Genomic DNA, 25,638 nt, shown 5'->3' with positions numbered 1-25,638 from the left:
AGTTAGTGAGCACGATTCCCACGTCTGGACAGCAAGCCCCGCCCGTACCGCCATGCGCATCCTAGTCATCGAAGACGACCGCGAAGCCGCCAGCTGGCTGGTGAAGGGCCTGGCCGAGGCCGGCCATGTCGCCGACCACGCCGCCGATGGCGAGGAAGGCCTTGGCCTGGCGCTCGAGGCCGTGCACGATGTGCTGATCGTCGACCGCATGCTGCCCAGGATCGATGGCCTCACCATCATCCGGAAGCTCCGCGAGCACAACATCCAGACCCCGGTGCTGATCCTCTCCGCGCTCGCCGATGTCGACGAGCGGGTGAAGGGCCTGCGCGCCGGCGGCGACGACTATCTCGGCAAGCCCTATGCCTTCGCCGAGCTGATTGCCCGCGTCGAGAACCTCGGCCACCGCGCCAAGGAAGCCCCGCAGGCGACAAGGCTGAAGGCGGCCGACCTCGAGATCGACCTCCTGACCCGCACGGTGACGCGTGCCGGCAAGCCCATCCTGCTGCAGCCGCGCGAGTTCAAGCTGCTCGAATACCTGGTGCGCAATGCCGGCCACATCGTGACCCGCACCATGCTGCTGGAGAATGTCTGGGACTATCACTTCGACCCGCAGACCAACGTCATCGACGTCCACATCTCGCGGCTGCGCGCCAAGATCGACAAGGGCCATGACGAGCCCATCCTGCAGACGGTGCGCGGTGCGGGCTACATGATCCGCGACAAGTGACGCTTAAGTGACGGCGCGCGCCAAGCTCCTCCGCACCTCCACCTTCCGCCTGGCGGCGCTGTACCTCATTCTGTTCGCGGTCTCGGTCGCGGCCCTTCTGGGTTACGTCTACCTCAATACCGCCGTGCTGCTGCAGGAGCAGACGGACTACACGATCCAGGCCGAGGTGCAGGCGCTCTCCGACCAGTACCAGCTGCGCGGCCTGAGCGGCATCCTCGACACGGTGCAGCGCCGCAGTGCGGACGACACGGGCTCGGTCTATCTCCTCGCCGCACCCGCCGGCCAGCGCATCGCCGGCAATCTCGACGACCTGCCGACCGTGCCCAAGGAGGATTCGAGCTGGATCGAGTTTCCCCTCCAGGTGCAAAAAGGCGCGGTGCGCGAGAACCACGTGGCGCGCGCCTTCTACACCGTGCTGCCCGGCGGCTTCAAACTCATCGTCGGACGCGACGTGGAATCGCTCCGGCAGTTCGCCACCATCATCCGGCAATCGATCCTTTATGCCCTTGCCATCGCCCTCGTGCTGGGCCTCGGCGGCGGCCTGCTGATGAGCCGCAACTTCCTGCGCCGCGTCGATGCCATCACCGATGCCAGCCGATCGATCATGGCCGGCAACATGTCGGGCCGCATGCCGGTCTCGGGTTCCAACGACGAGCTGGACCGGCTGGCGCTGGCGCTGAACGAGATGCTGGAGCAGATCGAAAGCCTGATGGGCGCGATGAAGGAGGTCTCCTCCAATGTCGCGCATGACCTGAAGACGCCGCTTACCCGCATCAAGGCCCGCGTCGAGGCGGCACTGCGCTCCGGCAGCGAGGCCGAATACCGCGCCGCCCTCGAGAACACGGTGGATGAATCCGACCGCCTGCTCGACACCTTCAACGCGCTCCTCTCGATTGCCCGCGCCGAGGCCGGCCAGGCGCGCAGCGGTCTCGTCGCCGTCGACGTGAGCGAACTCATCGCCGATGTCGCCGAACTCTATGAGCCGATGGCGGAGGAGGAGGGCGGCACGCTCACCGCCAGCGCCGCGCCTGGCCTCCAGGTGCAGGGCGACCGCCAGCTCCTCGCGCAGGCGCTCACCAACCTGCTCGACAACGCGCTCAAATACGGCGCGCGCGACGGCGAGACGCCGCGCATCACGCTCACCGGCACGCGGGACGACGACAAGGTGGTGATCACCGTGGCCGACCACGGCGCCGGCATCCCCGAAGCCGACCGCAGCAGGGTGACGGAACGCTTCGTCCGCCTCGACGAAAGCCGCAGCAAGCCCGGCAACGGCCTGGGCCTCAGCCTCGTCTCCGGCGTCATGAAGCTCCACAAGGGCACGCTGATGCTGGAAGACAACGCGCCGGGACTAAGGGCGCGGCTGGTGCTGCCGACGGGACGTGAATAATTATTTTACGTGAAAACCTTTACCCAATTTGACATAAGTTAAGAACTTCCCCCAAGGTGCACTCCACGGCCATTGCGCCGGTGACGGAAGCTCCGCCGCAGCCGCTGAGCTTCTCAAGAGCGTGTTTTCATCGGGGGGACGGTCATGGCCAGAATGCCACTCGGCATTTGGCAGGGTGGGTTTGCGCTCTGTTTCATGTTCCTGTTGTTGGCGGTCCCTGCGAGCGCCGGGTCATATTTTCCTTGCGACTCTCAGGAGGTCCACCAGTTCCTGGGCTGCGTTGACCCTGACAAGCCGCCACCGCAGCCCTGCCAGCCCTCCGAGGGCAATCCGGTGGACGTGCTGACCGGCCGGAAGCACCAGGAGGTGCTGGACTGGTCCTCTGGCGGAAGCCACCCACTGGAGCTGAGGCGCACCTATTCGAGCAGCCCATTCACGCTGGTGGCCAGCCCCTATTCCAGCATCGGACGCGGGTGGCGCACGAATTTCGATGCGCGTGCGAGGTGGAGCGGCAGCACGCTTGCCCAGGCAGACTGGGTGCACGTGGTCCTGCCGGACCAGTTCGAATATCACTTCAACAAGCAAGCCGGCGTATGGAGGACGATGATCCCGCGGTGGGGTGGGTCATACCGGGCCAGCAGCGTGATCTGGCAAAGCCGTAGCGACCTCGATGCGAGCCTGAGCATTGCCGGGGATTCGATCGTGCTGCGGACCCCCGGCAACGTCGACTATGTCTTCGACTCCGCCGCGCATGCGCCGGACGCGCAATACCGGTCCGACGGCCTTCGCACCAGCGTCCTCACGGAGATCCGTTTTCAGGACGGCTACACCCAGAAACTGAGCTATACGGGCGACTTCGCCACACGCGTCACCGACACCCTGGGGCGGTGGATCGAATTCGATTATGAGCAGCTGCCGTCACCCTCGCGGTTCATCTCCAGGGCGCGGGCGAGCGACGGCCAGATGATCCGCTATGCCTACCAGAACCGCTTTCCCAGCCTGGAGTTGACGGCCGCAACAGATTTCTGGGCGCTGTCCAGCGTGATCTATCCCGATGCGACGCCCAGCGACGCCGACAATCCGAGGGTGAGCTACGAATACAACGGCCGCGCCGGGCGGCCGAGCCTTCTGCTGACGGGCATCACCGACGAGCGCGGCGTGCGCTTCGCGTCCTGGACCTATGACAGCAAGGACAGGGTGCTCAGCAGCGAGCACGCGGGCGGCGCGGAGCGCTGGGAGTTCGCTTATGACGATGCCGGCGGCACGGTAACGGTCACCAATCCCCTCGGGCGTGCGACAAGGTACACCTACCACAAGGTGATCGGCGGCTTGCGCCAGCTCGTCGCGGTCGATGGCATCGCCACGTCGAACTGCGTGGCCAGCAATACCAGCTACATCTACGATGCCAATGGCTTCCGCACCCGCGCCGTGGACGCCGAAGGGCGTGTCACCGAGTGGACCCGTGACAGGCGCGGGCGGCCTCTGGCCACCCGGGAAGCCGTTGGAACGCCGCAAGCCCAAACCAGCTCCACGGCGTGGGATGCAAACAGGCCGCTCCCGACGATGATCGCAAGGCCCGGCGTCACCACCTCGTTCACCTATAACGGCGCGGGGCAGATCGCCGAAGTGAAAGAGACCAGCACACTCTCCCTCGCGGCGCCCTACAAGTCCGGCGGCGAGGTGCGCAGCACGCGCTACAGCTACCTGCCATTTGCCCTGCCTCCCCTGCCGCCGAACGGTCCCACGGGACCTGCGCTGGAGGATGTTGGCCTGCCTGTCACCAACCCCTCGGCAAGCGAGGGGGTCACAGGCTGGACCAGCACCACTGGCATACTCGGCGTGCGGGTGAGCAGCCCCTGTGACACGTCCAACCCCTGCTTCTACGGCAGCAGGTCTCCCTGGGTTGTTGCCTATCAGGATGTCGCGATCCCCGCCGGGAACATTGCCGAAGTCGATGCCGGATTGCGGGCCGCCTCAGTGGGGTGGCTGCAGGGCCGGTGGAGCGCGGCGAGTGATTACGCGGCGGTGGGTCTTCTCTTTTTGAATGCGGAGGGGCAGCGGCTCGCAAGCACCCTCTCCCCCCTGGCCATTCCCGTCGCTTGGACACCGCTCAGCCGGACGGCTCCGGTTCCCGCAGCAACGCGGACCATCCGCATTGTCCTCCTCATCTGGCGGAATGATGGAAGCAACAACGATGGCTATATCGACGACATCACCCTTTCGCTGACGTCCGACGGGTCGGCCACGCCCCATCCCTTCCTTGCAGTCGTGAACGGCTCCGCCTCTGATCCATCCGGTGCGGGCTGGGAAACGGTGGTGGAGGGGACGGGCGGAGGTCCGGCGGGGCCTGTCACTGTGGCAGCTTCCTCGCCTTGCCAGGTCTGTACCTTCTTCACCAATGCAGACACCGTGACGGGAAGTTCGCACGTCGGCCAACGCCTTGTTGTCCCGCGCGACCGCTATCGTGAGGTTGATGCAGGGCAGCGTGGACTCGATCTTTCAATCTCGTCCTGGGCCAATAAAGTGGGAGGCGAGGTCAATCTCGAGGTGGATTTTCTCGATGCCTCGGGTCGCCCCCTCGGTCTCAAGACCAACTCATTCGCATCCGCCGTGGACACGGTCGCCTTTCGTGACAACAGGTTTGTCGTCCCCGTCATTCCACCCGGGACGCGGCAAGTCGCACTGCGCATCGCCACCAGCTTTCCACTCCAGCCGGCTGGCAGCCGCAGCGCCCGCTGGACCGACGTGACCGCGCGCCTTGTCGATGCCGTGCGCCCGCCGGCGGGTGCCATCCAGCTCCTCGCCGCCGTCGATGGCCCGCTTCCCGGGCCGTCGGACACCGTCCGCTATGGCTATGACGCCGCGGGCAACCTCACCTCCGTCACCGATGAGCTGGGCCACGTCACCCGCGTCACCGCGCTCGATGCCGGGGGCCGGCCGCTGAGCGTCACCGATCCCAACGGCGTCGTCACCGCCATGGCCTATGATGCGCGCGGGCGGCTCACCACGGTCACCGTCAATCCGGGTGCCGGCCAGGCGCGCACCGTCATCGCCTATGATGCCGTGGGCCAAGTCACGCAGGTGACGGCGCCGGACGGGTCCTTCCTGCGCTATGGCTGGAACGATGCGCGCTGGCTCGCCACCGTCACCAACAATCTGGGTGAGCGCATCGACTATGGCTACAATGCCAATGGCGATCAGACCTCGCGCATGGTGAAGTCCGCCTCGGGCGCCATCGTCCGCCAGCAGTCGGCCCTGTTCGACGAGCTCGGCCGGCTCATGCGCTCGATCGGCGCTGCCGGCCAGCAGACGGCCTTCGCCTATGACCGCACCGACAACCTCACCGAGGTGAAGGACCCGCGTGGCGGCCTCTTCGGCTATTCCTATGATGGGTTGCAGCGTCTCGCCAAGCTCATCGACGAGACGGGCGCCCGCGTCGAACTCATGCGTGACGCGCAGGACCAGATCACCGCCTATCGGGATCCGCGCGGCCTCACCACCACCTATGTCCGCAACGGCTTCGGCGAGGTCATTGCGGAAAGCGGGCCGGATGTCGGCACCACCGTCATCATGCGCGATGAGCGCGGCCTTCCCGTCCGCGTCACCGATCCGCGTGGCATCGTCACCGTGCTGACCTATGACGGGGGCGGCCGCCTGCTGAAGGAGGCCCACCCCGCCGATCCTGCGCAAGACGTCACCTACGGCTATGACGACGCCCGCAATGGCAACAAGGGGCTGGGCCGCCTCACCGGCATCACCGATCAGTCCGGCAGCCTGTCGCGCAGCTATGATGCGCTGGGCCGCATCGTGGCGGAGCGCCGCGTCATCGCCGGCAAGTCCTATGTGACGCGCTATGGCTACAATGCCGCCGGGCGCCTCACTGCCATTGGCTATCCCTCGGGCCGCGTGGTGGGCTACAGCCGCGATGCGGTGGGCCGCGTCAGCGCCGTCACCACCCGCGCCACAGCCACCGCGGCGGTGGACACGGTGGCGAGCGGCCTCGCCTGGGCGCCGATGTCGAGCCGCCTCACCCGCCTCACCCACGGCAACGGCCTTGCCGCCACCCGGGCCTATGACCGCGACGGCCGCCTCACCGCGCTCAGGCTCGCCGATGGCACGGCGCGCCTGTCGGATCTGTCCTATGCCTATGGCGACGGCATGAACCTCACGGAGGTGAACGACAATGTCGCCGCCGCGCGGTCGATCCGCCTGGCCTATGATGCCGCCCAGCGCCTGGCCTATGCGCGCGGGCCCTGGGGCAGCCTCACCTATGGCTACACGCCCACTGGCGACCGCGCGCGGGAGGAGCTGACGCCGCCCGGCGGCGGCGCGCCGCTCACCACGCTGCTGCGCTATCCGGCAACGTCCAACCGCCTCGCCGCCACCAGCGTCAACGACTTCACCACCCGCAGCTTCGCCTATGATGCGGCGGGCAACATGGTGAGCGCGGTAATGGGGGCAGAGCGCATGGACATCGCCTACAACCTCCGCAACCGCCCGGTCAGCGTCACCCGCACCGGAGACGGGCTCCAGACCTCGCAATATGCCTATAACGCGCTGGAACAGCTGGTGCAGCGCCGCACCACCGCGCCCGGCGGCCCCAGGGCCACGGTGCATTATATCCATGGCCTCGATGGTTCGCTGCTGGCAGAGGCCGATGCCGCCACGGGCGCCACGCCATCTGTCCGGAGAATGACTCTCGCCAACTGGCAGAAGACAAAAAATCTGCTAGAAACGTTTGCACCAAAGCAATCCCTCTTGGAGAATGTCACTCTCTGACCGAAGGTCGAGCCGGTGCAAGGCGGCAGAACCCTTGGGGCGTGGATCGACACGCCCCGCTGCTGCCCCGTCCAAGGGGCGTGACACGGCATGAAATTCCGTCGGCAGTTGACCGGTGCTTTCCTGGTCGCAATTTCCCTGCTTCTCTGTGGTGTCTTGTACTGGGTGATTTTGCAGGGGGCCATCGACCTGTGTCATGATCGTGGTGGCCGCTGGGCAGATGGCACCTGTGTTTGCCCCTAGCCGCTTGCGGGGCCCCGGATAAGGTCGCATGACCATGAGGCATGCTGCCGGACGTGCGGAACGGGCCAGCGCCCCGGGGCCGTGACGCCGGAAGAGGGGCCACGGTCTGTGGCCTCTGCGGCCCGTTTCCTCTTTTCCCAAACATGTCCTAAAACGCCGGGCATGCTTCTTCCCCCGCCCCAGCCCGCCCTCGACAACGCTGCCATCGCTCTCTTCCGTGCCGAAATGCCGCCCGGGGCCATTCCGGCGGAGAAGGCGGCGCTGGCGGAGAACATTGCCGGCGCCTCGCCCTATCTCCGGCAGCTGATGCTGCGCGACCCGGCCTTCGCGGCCTGCGTGTTCCGCGAGGATCCGGACCAGCTGCTGGGGCTGCAGCTCGCAGGCCTCCGCCATGTCGACCCGGCCCTCAGCCAGGCGGAGGTCATGGCGAGGCTGCGGCAGGTGAAGAAGCGGGTGGCGCTGCTCTGCGCGGTGGCCGATCTCTCGGGCACCTGGGACGTGGAGCAGGTGACGGTGGCGCTCACCGATCTTGCCGATGCCGCACTTTCCGCCGCCATTTCCTGGCTGCTGGCGGATTATGCGCGGCAGGGCAAGGTGACGCTCGCCGACCCCGCCCAACCGCAGGCCCAATGCGGCTACGTGGCGCTCGCCATGGGCAAGCAGGGGGCGCATGAGCTCAACTACTCCTCCGACATCGACCTCATCATCCTTTACGACGCGCTGACGCCGCTGCTCGGCGACAGCCAGGAGGCCGCCACCTTCTTCGTGCGCTTCACGAGGCGTCTCGTTCAGCTGATGCAGGACGTGACGGAGGATGGCTATGTCTTCCGCACCGACCTGCGCCTGAGGCCCGACCCGCGCGCCACGCAGGTGGCGATCTCCATCGACGCGGCGGAAATCTATTACCTCAACCAGGGCCAGAACTGGGAGCGTGCCGCGATGATCAAGGCGCGGCCCTGCGCCGGTGACACGGCGCTGGGCGATGAGTTCCTCTCCCGCCTCAGGCCCTATATCTGGCGCAAGTATCTCGACTTCGCGGCGATTGCCGACGTGCAGTCGATGAAGCGCCAGATCCATGCCGTGAAGGGCCATGGCGAGGTGAAGGTCAGGGGCCATAACCTGAAGCTCGGCCGCGGCGGCATCCGCGAGATCGAGTTCTTCGTCCAGACCCAGCAGCTCATCGCCGGCGGCCGCAATCCGAAGCTCCGTGGGCGGAGCACCATCGCCATGCTTGAAGCGCTGGCGGACGCGCAGTGGATCACCCACGAGGCGGCGTCCGAGCTCACCTCGGCCTATCGCTTCCTGCGCGCCATCGAGCACCGCGTGCAGATGGTGAATGACGAGCAGACCCACACGCTGCCGGCGGATGATCCTGCCTTCGAAAGCATGGCCCGCTTCTGCGGCTTCGCTGATGGCGGAAGCTTCGAGGCGGAGGTGCGCCGCGTGCTCGAATGCGTGCAGGGCCATTACTCACGCCTGTTCGAATCCGCCGAGGAGCTGGGCACCGCGGGCGGAAGCCTCGTCTTCACCGGCGGCGAGGACGACCCGGAAACGATCGAGACCCTGTCGCGCATGGGCTACAGGAGCCCGTCGGAGGTTTCCGCCACCATCCGCGGCTGGCATTTCGGGCGCTATGCGGCGACCCGCAGCGCCAAGGCGCGCGAGCTTTTGACCGAGCTGATGCCGAAGCTCCTGACCGCGCTCGCCGCCATGGGTGATGCCGACCTCGCCTTCCTTGCCTTCGACAAGTTCCTGAGCGGGCTTCCGGCCGGCGTGCAGCTGTTTTCGCTCCTGAAGGCCAACCCGAGGCTTCTCGATCTCCTCGCCACCATCCTCGGCAGCGCGCCGCGCCTGGCGGAGCAACTGAGCCGCCGCCCCAAGGTGCTGGACGCGGTGCTCGATCCCGGCTTCTTCACCTCGCTGCCCTCCGAGGCGGAGATGGCGCAGCTCATCGCCGCCGCCATGCCGGAGGGGGTGGAAACGGACGAGGTGGCCGACCGCGCCCGCATCGTCGGCAAGGAACAGGCCTTCCGCATCGGCGTGCGCGTGCTGTCGGAAACCGCCGGAGCGGCGGAGACGGGCCTCGCCTTCTCGCAGCTCGCAGGCCTGCTGCTGGGCCGCCTGCACCGGGCGGTGACGGAGGACCAACTCCGCCGCAACGGCCATGTGCCGGGCGGGCGCAGCGCCGTCATCGCCATGGGCAAGCTCGGCGGCAACGAGATGACGGCAGGTTCCGACCTCGACCTCATCATCATCTATGACGCCGCCCAAGGCGCCGAGATGAGCGAGGGCGCCAAGCCCCTGAGCGTCAACCAGTATTACGCGCGGCTCAGCCAGCGCCTGATCGCGGCCATCTCCGCCCCCACGGCGGAGGGCGTGCTCTACGAGGTGGACATGCGGCTCCGCCCCTCTGGCAGCAAGGGGCCGGTGGCGGCGAGCCTCTCGAGCTTCGAGAGCTATCATCGCGATTCCGCCTGGACCTGGGAGAAGCTGGCGCTCACCCGCGCGCGCCCGGTCTGCGGTGATCCCGGCCTGATGACCGAACTCGCCGCCCATATCCGCGCCGCGCTCTGCGAGCCGAGGGATGATGCAAAGGTGCGGGCGGACGTGGTCGACATGCGCAAGCTGATGCTGAAGGAGCAGGGTTCGGGCGGGGTGTGGGACGTGAAGCGGGCAAGGGGCGGCCTGGTCGAGCTCGAATTCATCGCCCAGACGCTTCAGCTGATCCATGCCCACGCGCATCCGCACGTGCTGGACACCAACACGCTCGCCGCACTGGAGAAGCTGCACCGGGCCGGGCTGCTGGCAGATGCCGACCATGCGGCGCTGAAGCGAGCGGGGCTTCTCTACCACCGCCTCACCCAGATGCTGCGCCTCTGCCTCGACGGGCCCTATGATCCTGCAAAGGCGCTGCCCGCCCTCAACCTGCTGGTGGCCAATGCCGCGGTGACGCCCGACATCGCCACGGCAGAGGCCCTGCTGGCCGAGTCCCAGTCCGAGGTTGCGGAGGTCTTCGACCGGCTGGTCGGCCCCGCCTCCTGAACATTCCGCGACGGATTTGCCGTTCCACGGCGTCTTGCCTTCAGGACAGCCAAGAGGAGGAACCGTCCGATGAACCGACTGAGCCTTGCGATCGCCCTGTTCAGCGCCTGCGCCGTGGTGCCCGCCACCGCCTTCGCCATGCAGCCCTATTTGCCCAAGAGCCCCAAGACCTTCACCCGGGTGGATGTCGACGCCAACGGCAAGGTGACGGCGGCGGAACTCGCGCCCCGCGCGGAGAAGCGCTTCGAGCGGCTGGATGCCGACCGCAATGGCGCCGTCTCCACCGCCGAACTCAACGACGCGCTGGAGCAGGCGCTGGAACGCCGCCGCGCCCGCATCCTGGCCGATCTCGACACCAATAAGGACGGCGCCATCACGAGGGCCGAGCTCGATGCCTCGGTCGACCGGCTGATCGCCGCGGCGGATGCCGACCATGATGGCGGCGTGAGCCTCGGCGAGGCGCAGAACTATCGGGTTGCCAAGCTCAGGAAACCCGTTACCCCTAGCGGAGCACAACCCAACTGACGGCGCGACCGGACCCATATCTTGACGCCAGAGCCATCGGCCCTCCGCCAGATGACGGATGCCGGCCTTCTCGAGGCCGCCGCCGGTGGCTCGCATGCGGCCTTCGCCGAGATCGCCAGCCGCCACTACCAGCCGGTCTACCGGCTGGTGTGGCGGATGACCAATGGCGGGGCGGATGCCGAGGACGTGGCGCAGGAGGCCTTCCTCAAGCTGTGGCGCAACCCCGGCCAGGTGCGCGAGGCGGCGGCGCTGAAGGGCTGGCTGATGCGCGTGGCTGCCAATGCGGTGATCGACCGCAGCCGCAGGCCGCGCGGCACGCCACTCGAGGAGGCGCCCGAGGTTGCCGATCCGCAGGCCAGGCCCGATGCGCCGCTGGACCGGGCGCAGGCGGCCCGGCTGGTCGATTCCCGCATCGCGGCGCTTCCGGAGCGCCAGCGCCTTGCGCTGTCGCTTGTGTATTTCGAGGGGCTGACCAATATCGAGGCCGCGGCCGTGCTGGAGGTGAGCGTCGATGCGCTCGAATCCCTCCTGTCGCGGGCGCGGCGGGGACTGAAGGACAGCCTGTCGGCAGAGTGGCGCGAGCTGCTCGGCGGACTGGCTGAAACGGGGCAGTGAAAGAGATGGAACAGGACAACAATCATTCCGGTGACCGGGAGGTCGATGCCGTGCTGCGGCATGCCTCCCGGCCGCCCATTCCCGCCGGCGCCATGGACCGGCTGATGGCGCGCATCGCCGAGGAGCCGCAACAGGCCAGGGTCATCGCCTTCGTGCCGCGCGCGCGCCGGCGCGCCACGGTCTGGCGCTATGCCGCGGCGGTGCCGCTCGCCGCCTCGCTGGCGCTGGGCGTCTGGCTGGGCGCCAATGGCCGGATCGACTTCCTGATGCCCAGCGCCGTCACCGGCGGCGTGGCGCTGAACGATGATGCACCGGTCGATGATCTGGGCGGCGTCGGCGATGCCTATGCCGAGGAAGGCACGACATGAGCGACACCCCGTCAACTCCGCGCCGCATCAACTGGATCATCGTGGCGCTCGTCGTCTCGCTCGCGCTCAACCTGCTGGTGGCCGGTGCGGTGGCGGCGCGCTGGTATGTCGGCATGGGGCCGGAGCGCTATGCCCGGCTGACCCAGACCCAGCTGATCCCGCGCTTTTTCTTCCGCGATCTCGACCGGGCACGCCGCGCCGAGCTTCTCGCCGCCTTCAAGGCGCAGGACAAGGAGATCCGCGAGGGCCGCCGCGCGGTGAAGGCGCAGGTCATCGCGCTGGCCGACGCGCTGGAGGCCGAGCCCTATGACGCCGCGCGCGTCCGGGCCGCGGTCGAGGGTTTCACCGCGCAGAGCGAGGCACTGTTCGTGGCAGGCAGCACGGCCGCCATGGCGCTGCTCGACAGGCTCACGCCGGAGGAGCGCCGCATCATGGCCCAGCACCTCCGCAACCGCGAGGACCGTGGCCGCGGCAAGCCTGACGGCAAGCCGGACTGACCTCCTAGGAAAGCGCCTCGAAGCCGATGAGCAGAAGCTCCGCCGCGCCGCTGGCCCGCAGCGTCATGGGCCTGTCGAGCATCAGGCTGTCCCAGCGGGAGAGTTCCGTTCCCTCGACGGAGATCTGACCGCGCAGCACGAACAGCAGGCCGGTTGGCCAGCGCGCGGTGATCACTGCATCGCCCATCACGGTCATGGCTTCGGCTTCCATCCGCACGCGCTCACGCCGTACCATGATGTTGAAGTCGGTCACCGGCCCGTCGATCAGCGCGCCGAAGACCTCCGCTTCCCCGGCAAAGTCGATGTGCTCGCCCGTCAGCACGCGCCGCGGGCCCTCGGCAAGGCGCATCGCCAGTCCCGCGCCGTCGAGAATGAGAAGCCGCCGGTCGACGCCCGTGAAGCGCGAGAAGGGGCCGTCCTGCGCCACCTCCGCTGTCGAGATGCGCCAGTCGAAGTCATCGAGGCTGCTGCCTGGCGGGTGGCAGGCGATCTGCCGCGTCACCCCGCCGCCGTTCTTCCATGGCGTGGCGACAAGGCTCGAAAAGGGAATGAGCCGCACTCAGGCGACCTTGGCGGCGGCAGGCCGCAACGGGAAGGTGATGGTCACTTCCGTGCCCTGGCCCACCGTGGAGCGGATGCTCAGCGTGCCGCCATGCAGCTCCACGAAGGACTTGGAGATGGCGAGCCCGAGGCCCGATCCGCCGCGCGACTTGGTGAACTGGTTCTCCACCTGCTCAAAGGGTCGGCCCAGCTTCTCGATGTCGCGCGCGGGGATGCCGATGCCGGTGTCGCGGATGGCGATCGCCATCACGCCGTTCGAGGCCAGGGCCGAGACGGTGATCCTGCCGCCCTCGGGGGTGAACTTCACGGCGTTGGAGAGCAGGTTGATCAGCACCTGCTTGAAGGCGCGCCGGTCGGCCCACAGCGTGAAGCCCTGCGGCACCTGGCGCTCCACCGTCACGCCGCCCTCGAAGGCGCGCGGCGTGATCAGGCGCATCACCTCGTCGAGGGCCGCATCGACCTGCAGCGTCTCGCATTCGAGCGACATGCGGCCCGCCTCGATCTTCGACATGTCGAGGATGTCGTTGATGACGTCGAGCAGGAACTGGCCGCTCCGGTGGATGTCGCGCGAGTACTCGGCATATTTGTCCGATCCCATCGGGCCGAACATCTGCGCCAGCATCACCTCCGAGAAGCCGATGATGGCGTTGAGCGGCGTGCGCAATTCGTGGCTCATGTTGGCGAGGAACTCGGACTTGGACCGGTTCGCGGCCTCGGCCCTGGTCTTCTCCCGGGCATACTTGTCGGCGAGGTCGGCCAGGCGCTGGGCCTGCTGGTCGGCGAGCAGGCGCTCCTTCTGCAGGTCGCGCACCGTCATCATCAGCTCGCGCTCGGACATGCGCAGCCGCTCTTCCTGCAGCTTCAGCGCGGTGATGTCGGTGCCCACCGACACGAAGCCGCCATCCTTGGTGCGCCGCTCGTTGATCTGCAGCCAGCGCCGGTCGGCGAGCTGCACCTCGAAGCTGCGGCCCTCGCCGCCGCCCTCGCCACGGATGCCGGTGCGCTTGGTGATGGCGGGCTCCTTGGCCGAGCGCACCACGTCCTCGTAGGGCGTGCCGGGAATGCACACGGAGGCGGGCAGCGAATGGAACTGCTGGTACTTGGAATTGCACAGCACCAGCCGGTTGTCGGCATCCCACAGCACGAAGGCTTCCGAGATGTTCTCGATTGCGTCTTTGAGGCGGAGCTCGGCTTCCTTGTTCAGCTTGTCGGCGAGCTTCTGCTGGGTGATGTCGAAGACGATGCCCATCAGGTGCGGCTGGCCTTGCTGCTCGCCAGGCGCCAGCGCCACGCGCGCGCGCAGCCACACGTAATGGCCGTCCTGGTGGCGCATGCGGAATTCCTGGTCGAAGGAGGTGATCTGCCCGTCGAGCAGCTGTTCCACCGCCTCCTCGAGCTGCGTGTCGTTCTCGTGGATGCGGCTCGCCATCTCGGCGAAGGAGAGATAGTCGCCCTTCACCGGCATGCCCAGCATGTCGAACATCGAGCGCGACCAGAAGATGATGCCGCGGTTCACGTCCCAGTCCCACATGCCGCACTGGCCGCGGTCCAGCGCCTTGTCGAGCCGCGCCGTTGCAACGCCGAGGATCGAGTCAGCCTCCGCCGCCTTGGCCGCCTGCCAGTGGAAGGCCGCCCCCAGCAGCATCAGCACGAAGAAGGTGACGATGAACAGCGCCGTCACCTGCGTGACGCCCGAGCGCCAGGCGGAGAGCACGTCCTGCTGGCGCTGCAGCACGATCAGCGTGCCGGGATAGTCGCCCAGGTCATACATGGCGACGAAGCCCTCTTCGCCGGAGGCCAGCGTCAGCGGCGCCATCTCGCCGGTGTTGATCGGCGCCTCGGTCACGAAGCGCGGCGACAGCACGCTGGTGATGAACTTGCCGTCGAGCTGCGCCGAGGCCGGGATGCTCGCCGCGATCTCGCCGGTGCTGTTGGCCACCGCGAAGACGCGTTCCTCGGCCAGCGCCTCGGGCGGCAGCAGGGCCTTGAGGTAGTCGCTGCTCACGACGGGCGGCGTGCGGCCCGCCGCCAGGGCGCCCGCGATCTCCGCCTTGATGCGCTGCGCCGCGAGCTGGCCATGCAGCGCCGAAAGCCGGTTCTGCTCGGCCACGTGGGTGGTGCGGCTGTCGGTCAGCTGAACCAGCAGCGAGCTGCCGAGCATTAACAGAAAGAGAACGATCAGCGAGGTAATGAGAAGCCGCAGGTGACGCTCGCCAATGGCGATGCGGAAGCGGCCCGGCCAGGGCGAGGGAACCCTGAGGACCCTCTCCTTGAAGAACAGCTCGCCGATGTGCGTCTTGCCCAATCTCTTCCCCTGAAACCCTGCCGGACCGCGGCGGGGAGGCTTTGCAAACACGGACGCCACCACTGATCGAATCACCGGCTATTGATTCGAAATGGGGGTGATTTGTCCAGTGTTTAGAATGGGATTCAGGAGGTTGCGATCTTCGACACGATTTCGAACACGTCGCGTGACAGGGAGGGCTCGGCGAGGATCCGCTCGAGCTCCGCCTGGGCGGCCGTTTTTCGACTCGAATTCAACAGCTTGCAGCTGCGGAACGAGGTGGCGAGCCGTGACGCCACCTGCGGGTTGATGGGGTCGAGCCTCAGGATCGCGTCGGCGATCACCTTGTAGCCGGAGCCGTCCTCGGCATTGAACCCCGCCGGATTGCCGCCGACGAAGCCCGAGAGCAGGGCATAGACCTTGTTGGGTGTCGTCCACCTGAAGTCCGGGTGCGTGGTCAGCCGCGCGATGCGCGCCGCCGCGCCGGGCCCCTGCGCCTGGGCGTTCAGCATCAGCCACTTGTCGACGAGCAGGTGCTCATGGGCATGGCGCGCGTGGAAGCGCTCGAGGGCCGTCTCGCGCTCCGGGCAGTCGACCTGTACCAGCGCCGCCAGTGCGCCCATCTCCGCGCTCATGTTGTGCGCCGCCTCGAACTCGGCCAGGGCCCGGGCGATGCCGTCCGTCCGGTCGCCCATCACCATCAGCGCCAGCGCCGTCTGGCGCAGCGCGCGGCGCGCGGTCGAGGCGGGGTCGGGCCGATAGGGGCCGGGCTCGTCCGTGCGCTGCCAGATCGCGTCGAGTTCGCGCGCCAGCTGCCGGGCAATCGCCGTGCGAAGGCCATCGCGCGCCGCATGCACCCTGTCGGTGTCAACCTCCGCGCCGAGTGCCGCCGCGATCTCGCTCTCGGTCGGCAGCATCAACATCAGCGCCTTGAAGGCGTCATCCACCGCCGGGTCGTCGATGATCTTCTTCAGCGCCGCCGCATAGGCCGCCACGCCGGCCTCGGTCGCCGTGCCATGATAGGCATCGAGCACCAGCCTGCGCCCCAGCCGCTGGCCCGCCTCCCAGCGGTTGAAGCTGTCGCCGTCATGCCCCATCAGGAACAGCTCGTCCGCCGTCGAGAGATCGGCCTCCAGCTTGACCGGTGCGGAGAAGCCGCGGTTCAGCGACAGCACCGGCCGCTGCGCGACGTTGAAGCGGAAGCTCTGGCGGGGCTCCGTCAGCTCGATCAGCGGCGTGTTGAGCGTGCCCACGCCTTCGAGGTCCAGCGGCATGTCGGTACCGTCAGGACCGATGAGTCCGATCCCCAGCGGAATGTGCAGGGCCTGCTTCTCCAGCTGGCCCGGCGTCGGCTTCACCTGTTGTTCCAGCGTCAGCGTGTATTGCTTCTTCGCCGCGTCGTAATGGCCCTCGGCCTTCACCGCGGGCGTGCCCGCCTGGCTGTACCAGGTGAAAAACTGCGTGAGGTCCCGGCCCGAAGCCTCCGCCATGCAGGCCACGAACTGCTCGACGGTCGCCGCCTCGCCGTCATGGCGGTCGAAATAGAGGTCCATCGCCTTGCGGAAGGCCTGCTCGCCGATGAGGGTGAGCATCATGCGGCAGATTTCGGCGCCCTTCTCGTAGACGGTGGGCGTGTAGAAATTATTGATCTCGATATAGGCATCGGGCCTGGGCGGGTGGGCGAGCGGGCCATTGTCCTCGGGGAATTGCCGGGCCCGCAGCGTCTTCACGTCGGTGATGCGCTTCACCGCGCGAGAGCGCAGGTCGGAGGTGAACTCCTGGTCGCGGAACACCGTCAGCCCTTCCTTCAGGCAGAGCTGGAACCAGTCGCGGCAGGTAATGCGGTTGCCCGTCCAGTTGTGGAAATACTCATGCGCGATGATGGCTTCGATGTTCACATAGTCGAGGTCGGTCGCCGTCTCGGGGTTGGCGAGGATGTACTTGTCGTTGAAGACGTTGAGCCCCTTGTTCTCCATCGCGCCCATGTTGAAGTCGGGCACCGCCACGATGTTGAACACGTCGAGGTCATATTCGCGGCCGAAGCGCCGCTCGTCCCAGCGCATCGACTGCTTCAGCGACTCCATCGCCCAGGCGCAGCGGCCCTCATTGCCCTTCAGCACATAGATGCCGAGTTCCACCGTGCGGCCGCTCATCGTGGTGAAACCGTCATGCACTGCGCCCAGGTCACCCGCCACCAGCGCGAAAAGGTAGGACGGCTTGGGGAAGGGGTCGTCCCACACCGCGAAATGCCGCGTCGTGCCGCCGATCACGTCGCGTTCGCGCGGGTTGCCGTTGGAGAGCAGGATGGGCGCCTGCTCGCGCTCCGCCTCGATGCGCACCGTGTAGCGCGCCATCACGTCCGGCCGGTCGTAGAAATAGGTGATGCGGCGGAAGCCCTCCGCCTCGCACTGGGTGCAGAACACGCCGCCCGAGAGATAGAGCCCCGAAAGCTCGGTATTGGCTGCAGGGTTGCATGTGGTCACCACCTCCAGCGTGAAGGGTGCCTGCGGAACATTCGCGATGGTCAGCGATTGTTCATCCGCATGATACTGGCCGGGTTGCAGGGCCACGCCATCCAGCACCAGCGACTGAAGCGTGATGCGCTCGCCGTCGAACACGAGGGCCGCGCCTTGTTCCCTGCTCGCCGGATTGGGCCGGAGCGACAGGCGCGCCGTCACGCGCGTCTCCTGCGGGTCGAGCCGGAAATCGAGCGCCACGCTGTCGATCAGGTAGGGCACCGGCGTGTAGTCGGCGAGGTGGATCGGCTGTGGCGTCTCGGTCTTCATGCGGGTAAACCTGTCACTGAGTTGAAAGCATAGAAGCCATGAGCCGCGCCTTTGTCAAAGAACAAGATGACCGCCCGGAGGACCTTCCCGAGCGTCCCGTCAGCGCCAACCCCAATTTCGTGACGGCGCGCGGCCTGGCCCTCATCGACGGCGAGATCGAGGCCTGCCGAAAGCTCCTCGCGCAAGGCCAGCACGACCAGGACAAGGCGATGATCGCGCGCGCCTCGCGCGACCTCCGCTACTGGACCCAGCGGCGCTCGTCAGCGCAGCTGGTGGGCAGTGCCGGGAAACCGGAGGCCGTGGCCTTCGCCACGCGGGTGTCGATTGAACGCGAGGATGGCCGGAGGCAGGTCTTCTCCATCGTCGGCGAGGACGAAGCCGACCCGGCCAAGGGCCTCATCGCCTACACCTCCCCCATGGCCCGCGCGCTGATGGGGAAGAAGGTTGGCGATGCCGCCGAGGTGCCCGGCGGCGAGGTGGAGATCACCGGGCTCGAGGGGCTGGGCTGATTGCGGTTCCGCTCTCTCTCGTCCCTCCCTCATCATGGCCGGGCTTGTCCCGGCCATCCTTTTGCTCGCAGCGAAAGGATGCGCGGGTCGAGCCCGCGCATGATGAATCCGGGGGGTGCCACCCAAAGCTCCGCCCCGCGCTCCCCGGCGTGACGGCGCCGGGCAACGGGAGGGGCAGGGCCGGGGCGTGGCCTTGCGGAAAACGGATTCACCATGTCAATCAGCAGCAGGTACGCCAGAGAATACATACCTAGCATAGGTCTGAAAGAAAGTCAAGGAAAAAACTCCGCAGCCGAGATCCGGGTGGTGGGCATGCGGCTGTCTTCCCTCCCCCTTGTGGGGAGGGGAGTTTCCGGTCTCAGAACCGGTCCACCCGGAACGGCGCCATGTCGATGTTGCTCTTCACACCCGTCATGGCCTCCGCGATCAGCCGCCCGGTGGAAGGCCCCCAGGTCAGCCCCATGTGGCCATGCCCGAAGCCGTACCAGACATTGGCCGTGGTCTTCGACGGCCCGATCACGGGGAGCGAATCCGGCGTGCCGGGCCGGCGCCCCATCCAGCGCGTGGTCTCCGCATCGGGCTCCTTCAGCCCCGGCAGCACGGTCTTGAAATTCGTCCACAGCGCATCGGCGCGGGCATAATTGGGCGCGGCATCGAGCCCCGCGAACTCGTCGGAGCCTGCAAGCCGCAGTCCCATTTCCATGGGCGTCGCCGCGCCGGGCTTGCCCGCCATGGTGAGCGAGCGCGACAGGTTCACGCCCGAATTCGGCAGCACCATGTGATAGCCGCGTTCGGCCTCGAGCAGCACCTTCTCGCCCAGCTGCCGCGCCAGCAAATGCGAATAGGCCCCCGCACAGATCACCAGCCGGTCCACCTCATGCAGCCCGTAGTCCTTGAGGCGCAGGCCCGTCACGCGATTGCCCTCGCGCTCCAGCGTGACCACCTCGTCCTGCAGGACGGTGCCGCCATTCCGCACCACCTCCGCAGCGATGGACTTCACCGCGCGGCCGGGATTGGTGAGGAAATACCAGCCGCCATGGAACACGCCGCAATGGACGGTCTTGCCCAGCGCCGGTTCCATCTCGCGCGCCTCGTCGCCCGAGATGCGCGTCATCTCATAACCATGGGCCTTCTTGATCTCGCGCTCGCTGGCCTCGGACAGGAACTGCTTCTCGCTGTCATAGAGCCTGAGCGTATCCTGCAGCCGGATCATGTCGGCCGTGCCCGCGGCCTTCAGTAGCGTCTCGAAATCGGAGACCACGCGGAGCGCCAGGTCGGCGCGTGCCGCGGTGATGGCCTTCACCCGGTCGGGCAGCGAATTGCGCGCCATCGACAGGAACCACGGCAGCGCCCTGGGGAAATAGGACCAGCGGATGGTGAGCGGGCCCAGGGGGTCCAGCAGCCAGCCGGGGATCTTCATCAGCATGTGCGGGTGAACCGTCGGCACGATCTCGGCGAAGGCGAGGCCGCCGGCATTGCCGAAGCTCGCCCCTTCGCCCGGCGGCACGCGGTCGATGATGGTGACCTTGTATCCTTCGCGCTGCAGGAAGGTGGCGGCCGAGACGCCGACGATGCCGGCGCCGATGATGGTGGCTGAAGGTTGGGTCACGCTTTCACCGTCCTGAAGAAATCCACGCAATGCGCCTCGAAGGCCGAGACCAGCCGTGTCTTGCGCATTTGCCTGAGTGCTGCAAGCGCGATGACGCCGCGCTCCACCTCGTCCGCGATGGGCCGCACCGCCAATTCCTCGCCCGCATAGGAATGATCCCCGTATGGTCTCGTCACCAGGATCGAATAGCCGAGCCCCTGGCCGACGAGGCCGCGCACAACCTCGAGTGAAGGCGACGAGAAGGCGACCTTCGGCACGATCCCCGCGGTCTCGAGGATGCGCGTGAAGTAGGTCCGGCTCGGCGCGATGTCGAGCAGCACGAAGGGCTCGTCCTTCAGTGCAACGAGCGGCACGTTCTTGAGGCGCGTCAGCCTGTGCTTTCCGGGCAGCAGCACATGGGGTGCGAAGGAGGTGAGCGGTGTGACCGTGAAATCCTCCGGCATGTCGACATCATAGAGGAGCGCCAGGTCGAAGTCGCCGCCGCGCAGGCCCTTGAACAATTCGTCCTGTGTCCCCTCCGCCATGCGGATCGTCACCTTGGGGTGGAGGCTGGTGAAGGTCTTGATCAGCGGTGGCACGAAGGAGGGCGCGATGGTGGCGAAGCTCGCGAGCGACAGTTGCCCCTCGATGGCGGTGCCCGCCGCCAGCATGTCACGCTGCAGGTCCTGCGCATGGGTCAAGAGGTTGCGCGCCTCGGCGAGGAAGCGCAGGCCCGCGGGCGAGGGGCTCACCCCCTGCGCATGGTGGCGGATGAACAGCTGCAGCCCGATCTGCTCCTCGAGCTTGGCGAGCGAGGCGGACAGCGTGGGCTGCGCCACCCCCAGATGCGCCGAGGCCGCGGCCACCGAGCCGTGGTCCCAGATCGCCACGGCATATTCCACCTGGCGCAGCGTATAGCGCAGCATCGTAAAATCCTATCCAGCGGCCCGATATAATCTATTTTTCCGAAGCATGCATCCGGTGTCAAGCTCGGGGCATCTGAACGGAGGGAACGGGCAGATGAACGCGATGGCTAAGCCGCCCGTTGGCGCGGCACAATTCACGGCCGCCATGGGGCTTGCCGCCACCGGCGTCTCGGTGGTGACGACGGACGGTCCCCTGGGCCGCTTCGGCCTCACGGTGAGTGCGGTCTCTTCCGTTTCGGCCGAGCCGCCGCTGGTGCTCTGCTGCATCAACCGCAAGAGCCCGGCCGTCGCGGCGGTGGAAGGAAACGGCGTCTTCGCAGTCAACCTGCTCTCCGCGGCGCACCGCGCCTATGCCGAGACCTTCGCCGGCCGGCCGCGCGAGGGGAGGCCCTTTGACTTTTCCAACCACGACTGGCGCGACGGCGAGCTGGGCCTGCCTCTCGTCTCGGACGCCACCGCCATCTTCGAATGCGAAGTGCATGACCAGCTCGATGCCGGCACGCACCGCATCTTCATCGGCCGCGTCGTCGCCGCGCACTCCGGTGCCGCCGACCCGCTGGTCTATTGCAACCGCGCCTTCGCGCGCATCGTCCATCACGAGGGAAACTGAACCATGATCAGGACTGGCGAACAATTCCGTGACTCGCTCCGCGACGGCCGCGAGGTGTGGATCAATGGCGAGCGCGTGAAGGACGTGACCCGCCACCCGCAGTTCAAGCCCCTCGTCGACATCCGCGCCCGCATCTACGACATGCAGCACGAGGCGAAGACGCAGGAGATCATGACCTATGAGGAGGATGGCGAGCGCTTCCCCATCGGGCTCCGTCTTCCCTTCGAGAAGAAGGACTGGGACGACAAGCGCAAGGCCGTCGACACGGTGATGAACGACATCGGCGGTGTGGTCACCCGGGTGGGCGACGAGACCATCGGCGAGATGTGGTCGCTGTGGGACGGCAAGGAGATCCTGAACGAGATCGACCCGCGCTTCGCCGAGAACATCGAGCGCCACATCCACCTCGTGATCAAGAACGACCCCTTCCACGTCTCGGCCAACACCGACCCCAAGGGCGACCGCTCCAAGCGCCCGCAGGACCAGGACCCGGACATGCTGGTCCATGTGGTGAAGGAGACCGATGCCGGCATCATCATCCGCGGCGCGAAGTACGAGACCGCCGCGGCCTATTCCAACCAGGCCTTCCTGAAGCCCACCATCGCCAACTGGGGCGACGCCAAGCTCTCGGAATACGCGCTGGGCTGCATCGTCAAGATGGACGCGCCGGGCGTGAAGCACATCTGCCGCACCGGCTTCACCGGAAGGGCACCGGAGCGCGACTATCCCCTCTCGAACAAGTTCGACGAGGTCGACACGCTGATGATCCTCGACAATGTGCTGATCCCCTGGGAAGACATCCTGTTCTACCAGCACACCCGCGCCGCTGCCTTCATCCGCCAGACGCTGCACCGCTATTCGGCCTTCCCCTTCGTGCAGAGAACGCTCAGCTACGCCGACCTCATCATCGGTGCCGCGCTGTGGAATGCGAAGCAGACAGGTCTCGACAAGCAGCAGGCGGTGCAGGAGAAGCTGGCCGAGCTCGCCATCTGGCGCGAGGGCATCAATGCGCACCTGACCGCCGCCATCGCGACGGGCGAGCGCAGCCCCAACGGCCTCCTCATGCCGAACCAGTCGCTGCTCTTCACCGGCCGCTGCCACGCGCTCAACAACCTGCCACGCATGATGCACATCGCCCGCGAACTCTGCGGCGGCCAGATCTGCGTGACGCCGGATAGCGCCGTCTTCGACCATCCCGAGACCAAGCAGTGGATGGACAAGTACTACACGGTCAACGACGAGTGGCAGGCGGAGGACCGCCGCAAGCTCCTCGCACTGGCGCGGGACGCGCTGAACTCGGACTATGCCGGCCACCGCCTCACCTTCCAGCTCTTCGCCCAGTCGCCGCCCTTCGCCCAGTCCGCCGCGGTCTACCGCACTTTCGACTGGAACCAGCCCCTGAGGTTTGCGCAGAAGGCAGGCGGCCTCTCCAATAATATCTGGGGTGTCACCAAGCAGGCCGCAGAGTAATGTCCAGCAGCAGAATCACGAGGAACAGACCATGACGGCCCACAAGCGCATCCGCCCCTTCAACACCAAGGACACCTACCCCGAGCAGAAGCTCGACAACGACCTCTGCCAGGGTGTCGTCGCCAAGGGCACCATGGTGTTCCTGCGCGGCCAGGTCTCGCAGGACCTCGACACGCGCGAGTCGCTGCACGTCGGCGACGCCGCCGCGCAGACAGCGAAGACCATGGCCAACATCAAGATGCTGATGGAGGAGGCGGGCGGCCACATGGACCACATCTGCCGGATCGTCGTGTACCTCACCGACATCCGCTACCGCCAGGACGTCTACCGCGAGATGGGCAAGTGGCTGAAGGGCGTCTTCCCGTGCTCGACGGGCCTTGTCATCACCGCGCTGGCCCGGCCGGAATGGATCGTCGAGATCGAAGTCACCGCCGTCATTCCCTAGCAGGAGAGAGCCATGGCCCCGCCACCCGACGTGAAGCGTGCCCTGAAGACGCTCGCCGCGGTGGCGGCCACGCCCTTCTCGCAGGCGGACACCATTCCGCCGCTCCTCTATTCCTCGGAGGATGTCTACCAGCTGGAGCGCGAGCGCATCTTCGCCAGGGAATGGCTGTGCCCCGGCCTAGCGGCGGATATTCCGAAGCCCGGCGACTACATCACCTTCTCGATCAACGACCAGCCGGTGCTGACGATCCGCGGCGAGGATGGCGCGGTCAGGAGCTTCTCCAACGTCTGCCTGCACCGCATGATGCCGCTCGCCGAGGGCCGCGGCTCCTGCGGCCGGAAGCTCGTCTGCCCCTATCATGCATGGACCTATGACACTGAGGGCAAGGTGATCGGTGCCGGCCACATGGGCGGCCGCGACCCGGCCTTCGACAAGAAGCAGTATCGCCTCCCCGAAATCCGCACCGAGATCTGGGAAGGCTGGATCTACGTGACGCTCAACAAGGACGCGCCCAGCGTCGCGAGCCTGCTGGCGCCGCTGCTCCCCGTTGTGGAGCCCTATGCCATGGCGGGCTACATCCCCGTCATCCACCAGGACCACACATGGGCGACCAACTGGAAGCTCCTCAACGAGAACTTCATGGAAGGCTATCACCTCCCCGTCGCCCACAAGGCCACGGTGGGCGCATGGTTCCCGGTGGAGGACACCGAGTTCCCGGAAGAGACCTACGACGCCTTCACCTACCAGACCTTCACCAAGGACGAGACGGCCCGCTATGGCCGCGCGCATCCCTCCAACACGCGCCTCACGGCCAAGTGGCGGCACACGTCCATTCTCCCCACCATCTTCCCCACCCACATGTATGTGCTGGCCCCCGATCACCTGTGGTATCTGTCGCTGAGGCCGGAGGGCACGGGGCAGGTGCACCTGCGCTTCGGCATCGCGCTCGCTCCGGAAGTGCATGAGGCGCTGGGCGAGGGCCGTGATGCCTGGGTGAAGGAGCTCGCCGATTTCTTCGACCGGGTGAATGCGGAGGACAAGTTCGTGGTGGAAGGCATTTACCAGGGCTCGCGGGCGCCCTTCGCCTCGCGCGGGCCCCTGAGCTGGCTCGAACGCGAGATCCACGACTTCGCGCGCTACCTCGCCAAGAGGCTGTGCTGATGCCGCAGCGCCGCACCGGATTTTTCTTCGACGAGAAGTGCCTCTGGCATTTCGGCAAGCCCTTCGCGCTGTTCTTTCCCGTCGGCGGCTGGGTGCAGCCGCCCAATGCGTCCGGTTTCTGCGAGTCGCCCGACAGCAAGCGCCGCCTGAAGAGCCTGATGGATGTCTCGGGCCTCACCGACAAGCTCGATGTCCGCAGCGCACCCATGCTGACGCGCGAGGACCTGCTGCGCGTTCATCCCGCGCCCTATCTCGATCGCTTCGCCGAACTGAGCAAGGCTGAGGGCGGCGACATGGGTTTCGAGTCGACCTTCGGCCCCGGCGGCTATGACATCGCGCGCGTCTCCGCCGGTCTCGCGGCGGAAGCCGTCGATGCGGTGCTCAAGGGTGAACTGCGCAATGCCTATTCCTTGTCGCGCCCGCCCGGCCACCACTGCCTGCCGGACAAGGGCCTCGGCTTCTGCCTCCTCGCCAATGGCGCGCTCGCCATCGAGCGGGCCATTGCGAAGCACAAGCTTTCTCGGGTCGCCGTCATCGACTGGGACGTGCACCACGGCAATGGCACGGAGGCGATCTTCTACGAGCGTCCGGACGTGCTGACCATCTCGCTCCACCAGGACCGCTGCTTCCCCACCGATTCCGGCTTCGCGAAGGACCGTGGCCGGGGCAGGGGCGAGGGCTACAACATCAACGTGCCGCTGCTGCCCGGCGGCGGCCACCAGGCTTACGTCGATGCCATGGAGCTGATCGTGGTGCCGGCGCTGGAGCGCTATCGGCCCGAGCTCATCGTCGTCGCCTGCGGTTATGACGCCAGCATTGTCGACCCGCTGTCGCGCATGATGGCCCACAGCGACACCTATCGCTGGCTGATGCAGACGACGCTCGAGGTGGCCGATGCGCTGTGCGGCGGCCGCGTGGTGGTGATGCATGAGGGCGGCTATTCCGAGGCCTATGTGCCCTTCTGCGGCCAGGCGCTGATGGAGGCACTGTCGGGCCAGCGCACCGAGGTCACCGACCCCAATCTCGAAATCGCCATCCAGCAGCAGCCGGGAGAAGCCTTCATCCAGCTTCAGCGCCGCCTGCTCGAAGAGCAGGCGCAGGACCTTTGACGG

At 66.9% G+C, this 25,638-nt stretch carries 19 protein-coding genes; 14 read left to right on the top strand and 5 right to left on the bottom strand.

Going from position 1 to position 25,638, the window contains the following annotated elements; translation table 11 throughout:
• Positions 1-52 precede the first annotated feature (52 nt).
• The 8 genes from DK847_RS04705 (at position 53) to DK847_RS04670 (ending at position 12,186) form a co-directional block, all read left to right on the top strand.
• On the top strand, positions 53-727 hold the full coding sequence (locus DK847_RS04705; protein WP_111196484.1) for a response regulator transcription factor: 675 nt from the start codon (positions 53-55) through the stop codon (positions 725-727).
• 7 nt (positions 728-734) lie between these two features.
• A complete protein-coding gene (locus tag DK847_RS04700; RefSeq protein WP_111196483.1) occupies positions 735-2,117 on the top strand; it encodes a sensor histidine kinase in 1,383 nt (460 codons plus the stop codon).
• A 333-nt stretch (positions 2,118-2,450) separates the two neighbouring features.
• Positions 2,451-6,896 (top strand): DUF6531 domain-containing protein, encoded by a 4,446-nt coding sequence (locus tag DK847_RS04695; protein ID WP_161957150.1) that lies wholly within the window; start codon positions 2,451-2,453, stop codon positions 6,894-6,896.
• A gap of 405 nt (positions 6,897-7,301) precedes the next feature.
• A complete protein-coding gene (locus DK847_RS04690; RefSeq protein ID WP_245414525.1) occupies positions 7,302-10,181 on the top strand; it encodes a bifunctional [glutamine synthetase] adenylyltransferase/[glutamine synthetase]-adenylyl-L-tyrosine phosphorylase in 2,880 nt (959 codons plus the stop codon).
• Positions 10,182-10,250: 69 nt separating this feature from the next.
• Positions 10,251-10,706, top strand: a complete 456-nt coding sequence (locus tag DK847_RS04685; protein ID WP_111196480.1) for an EF-hand domain-containing protein — start codon at positions 10,251-10,253, stop codon at positions 10,704-10,706.
• Between the two features lie 21 nt (positions 10,707-10,727).
• Entirely contained in the window at positions 10,728-11,321 is a 594-nt protein-coding gene (locus tag DK847_RS04680) for a sigma-70 family RNA polymerase sigma factor (protein ID WP_146256048.1), read from the top strand.
• A gap of 5 nt (positions 11,322-11,326) precedes the next feature.
• Positions 11,327-11,689: a hypothetical protein gene (locus tag DK847_RS04675; RefSeq protein WP_111196478.1), complete on the top strand. Its 363-nt coding sequence runs from the start codon at positions 11,327-11,329 to the stop codon at positions 11,687-11,689.
• Positions 11,686-12,186, top strand: a complete 501-nt coding sequence (locus DK847_RS04670; RefSeq protein WP_111196477.1) for a periplasmic heavy metal sensor — start codon at positions 11,686-11,688, stop codon at positions 12,184-12,186. The genes DK847_RS04675 and DK847_RS04670 overlap by 4 nt, the downstream gene beginning before the upstream one ends.
• 4 nt (positions 12,187-12,190) lie before the next feature.
• On the opposite strand, the gene DK847_RS04665 is transcribed toward DK847_RS04670, so the two are convergent.
• The 3 genes from DK847_RS04665 to pepN form a co-directional block, all read right to left on the bottom strand.
• Positions 12,191-12,745, bottom strand: coding sequence for a HutD/Ves family protein (locus tag DK847_RS04665; protein ID WP_111196476.1), 555 nt, complete (start codon positions 12,743-12,745; stop codon positions 12,191-12,193).
• Entirely contained in the window at positions 12,746-15,052 is a 2,307-nt protein-coding gene (locus tag DK847_RS04660; RefSeq protein ID WP_111196475.1) for a PAS domain-containing sensor histidine kinase, read from the bottom strand. It abuts the gene before it with no gap.
• Positions 15,053-15,177: 125 nt separating this feature from the next.
• Positions 15,178-17,817, bottom strand: a complete 2,640-nt coding sequence (gene pepN, locus DK847_RS04655) for an aminopeptidase N (protein ID WP_111196474.1) — start codon at positions 17,815-17,817, stop codon at positions 15,178-15,180.
• Positions 17,818-17,855: 38 nt separating this feature from the next.
• Between pepN and greA the strand changes: the two genes are divergently transcribed.
• Complete coding sequence (gene greA, locus DK847_RS04650) at positions 17,856-18,326, top strand: transcription elongation factor GreA (protein ID WP_111196473.1); 471 nt, start codon at positions 17,856-17,858, stop codon at positions 18,324-18,326.
• A gap of 358 nt (positions 18,327-18,684) precedes the next feature.
• Here the strand turns inward: greA and DK847_RS04645 are convergent, their stop codons facing one another.
• Positions 18,685-19,935: an NAD(P)/FAD-dependent oxidoreductase gene (locus tag DK847_RS04645; RefSeq protein WP_161957149.1), complete on the bottom strand. Its 1,251-nt coding sequence runs from the start codon at positions 19,933-19,935 to the stop codon at positions 18,685-18,687.
• Positions 19,932-20,840, bottom strand: a complete 909-nt coding sequence (locus DK847_RS04640) for a LysR substrate-binding domain-containing protein (RefSeq protein WP_146256046.1) — start codon at positions 20,838-20,840, stop codon at positions 19,932-19,934. The genes DK847_RS04645 and DK847_RS04640 overlap by 4 nt, the downstream gene beginning before the upstream one ends.
• 94 nt (positions 20,841-20,934) lie before the next feature.
• Between DK847_RS04640 and DK847_RS04630 the strand changes: the two genes are divergently transcribed.
• The 5 genes from DK847_RS04630 to DK847_RS04610 are packed head-to-tail and all read left to right on the top strand — an operon-like array spanning position 20,935 to position 25,635.
• Positions 20,935-21,450 (top strand): flavin reductase family protein, encoded by a 516-nt coding sequence (locus DK847_RS04630; RefSeq protein WP_161957148.1) that lies wholly within the window; start codon positions 20,935-20,937, stop codon positions 21,448-21,450.
• A 3-nt stretch (positions 21,451-21,453) separates the two neighbouring features.
• On the top strand, positions 21,454-22,920 hold the full coding sequence (locus DK847_RS04625; RefSeq protein WP_111196470.1) for a 4-hydroxyphenylacetate 3-hydroxylase family protein: 1,467 nt from the start codon (positions 21,454-21,456) through the stop codon (positions 22,918-22,920).
• 31 nt (positions 22,921-22,951) lie between these two features.
• Entirely contained in the window at positions 22,952-23,365 is a 414-nt protein-coding gene (locus DK847_RS04620; protein WP_111196469.1) for a RidA family protein, read from the top strand.
• 12 nt (positions 23,366-23,377) lie between these two features.
• Complete coding sequence (locus tag DK847_RS04615) at positions 23,378-24,526, top strand: aromatic ring-hydroxylating oxygenase subunit alpha (RefSeq protein WP_111196468.1); 1,149 nt, start codon at positions 23,378-23,380, stop codon at positions 24,524-24,526.
• The gene (locus DK847_RS04610; RefSeq protein WP_111197247.1) at positions 24,526-25,635 is read left to right on the top strand and encodes a class II histone deacetylase; all 1,110 of its coding nucleotides are present in this window, start codon (positions 24,526-24,528) and stop codon (positions 25,633-25,635) included. Before DK847_RS04615 ends, DK847_RS04610 begins: the two co-directional genes overlap by 1 nt.
• Positions 25,636-25,638: the final 3 nt, after the last annotated feature.

The organism is Aestuariivirga litoralis (assembly GCF_003234965.1).
GTDB classification, from domain to species: Bacteria; Pseudomonadota; Alphaproteobacteria; order Rhizobiales; family Aestuariivirgaceae; genus Aestuariivirga; species Aestuariivirga litoralis.
This window is presented reverse-complemented; position numbering and strand designations above follow the sequence as displayed.

Excerpts from the sequence above, each read along its gene's own strand:
- DK847_RS04630 (WP_161957148.1), top strand. The coding sequence starts at position 20,935 with ATGAACGCGATGGCTAAGCCGCCCGTTGGCGCGGCACAATTCACGGCC.
- pepN (WP_111196474.1), bottom strand. The coding sequence starts at position 17,817 with ATGAAGACCGAGACGCCACAGCCGATCCACCTCGCCGACTACACGCCG.
- DK847_RS04675 (WP_111196478.1), top strand. The coding sequence starts at position 11,327 with ATGGAACAGGACAACAATCATTCCGGTGACCGGGAGGTCGATGCCGTG.
- DK847_RS04620 (WP_111196469.1), top strand. The coding sequence starts at position 22,952 with ATGACGGCCCACAAGCGCATCCGCCCCTTCAACACCAAGGACACCTAC.
- DK847_RS04615 (WP_111196468.1), top strand. The coding sequence starts at position 23,378 with ATGGCCCCGCCACCCGACGTGAAGCGTGCCCTGAAGACGCTCGCCGCG.
- DK847_RS04625 (WP_111196470.1), top strand. The coding sequence starts at position 21,454 with ATGATCAGGACTGGCGAACAATTCCGTGACTCGCTCCGCGACGGCCGC.
- DK847_RS04610 (WP_111197247.1), top strand. The coding sequence starts at position 24,526 with ATGCCGCAGCGCCGCACCGGATTTTTCTTCGACGAGAAGTGCCTCTGG.
- DK847_RS04705 (WP_111196484.1), top strand. The coding sequence starts at position 53 with ATGCGCATCCTAGTCATCGAAGACGACCGCGAAGCCGCCAGCTGGCTG.
- greA (WP_111196473.1), top strand. The coding sequence starts at position 17,856 with ATGAGCCGCGCCTTTGTCAAAGAACAAGATGACCGCCCGGAGGACCTT.
- DK847_RS04685 (WP_111196480.1), top strand. The coding sequence starts at position 10,251 with ATGAACCGACTGAGCCTTGCGATCGCCCTGTTCAGCGCCTGCGCCGTG.
- DK847_RS04690 (WP_245414525.1), top strand. The coding sequence starts at position 7,302 with ATGCTTCTTCCCCCGCCCCAGCCCGCCCTCGACAACGCTGCCATCGCT.
- DK847_RS04640 (WP_146256046.1), bottom strand. The coding sequence starts at position 20,840 with ATGCTGCGCTATACGCTGCGCCAGGTGGAATATGCCGTGGCGATCTGG.
- DK847_RS04670 (WP_111196477.1), top strand. The coding sequence starts at position 11,686 with ATGAGCGACACCCCGTCAACTCCGCGCCGCATCAACTGGATCATCGTG.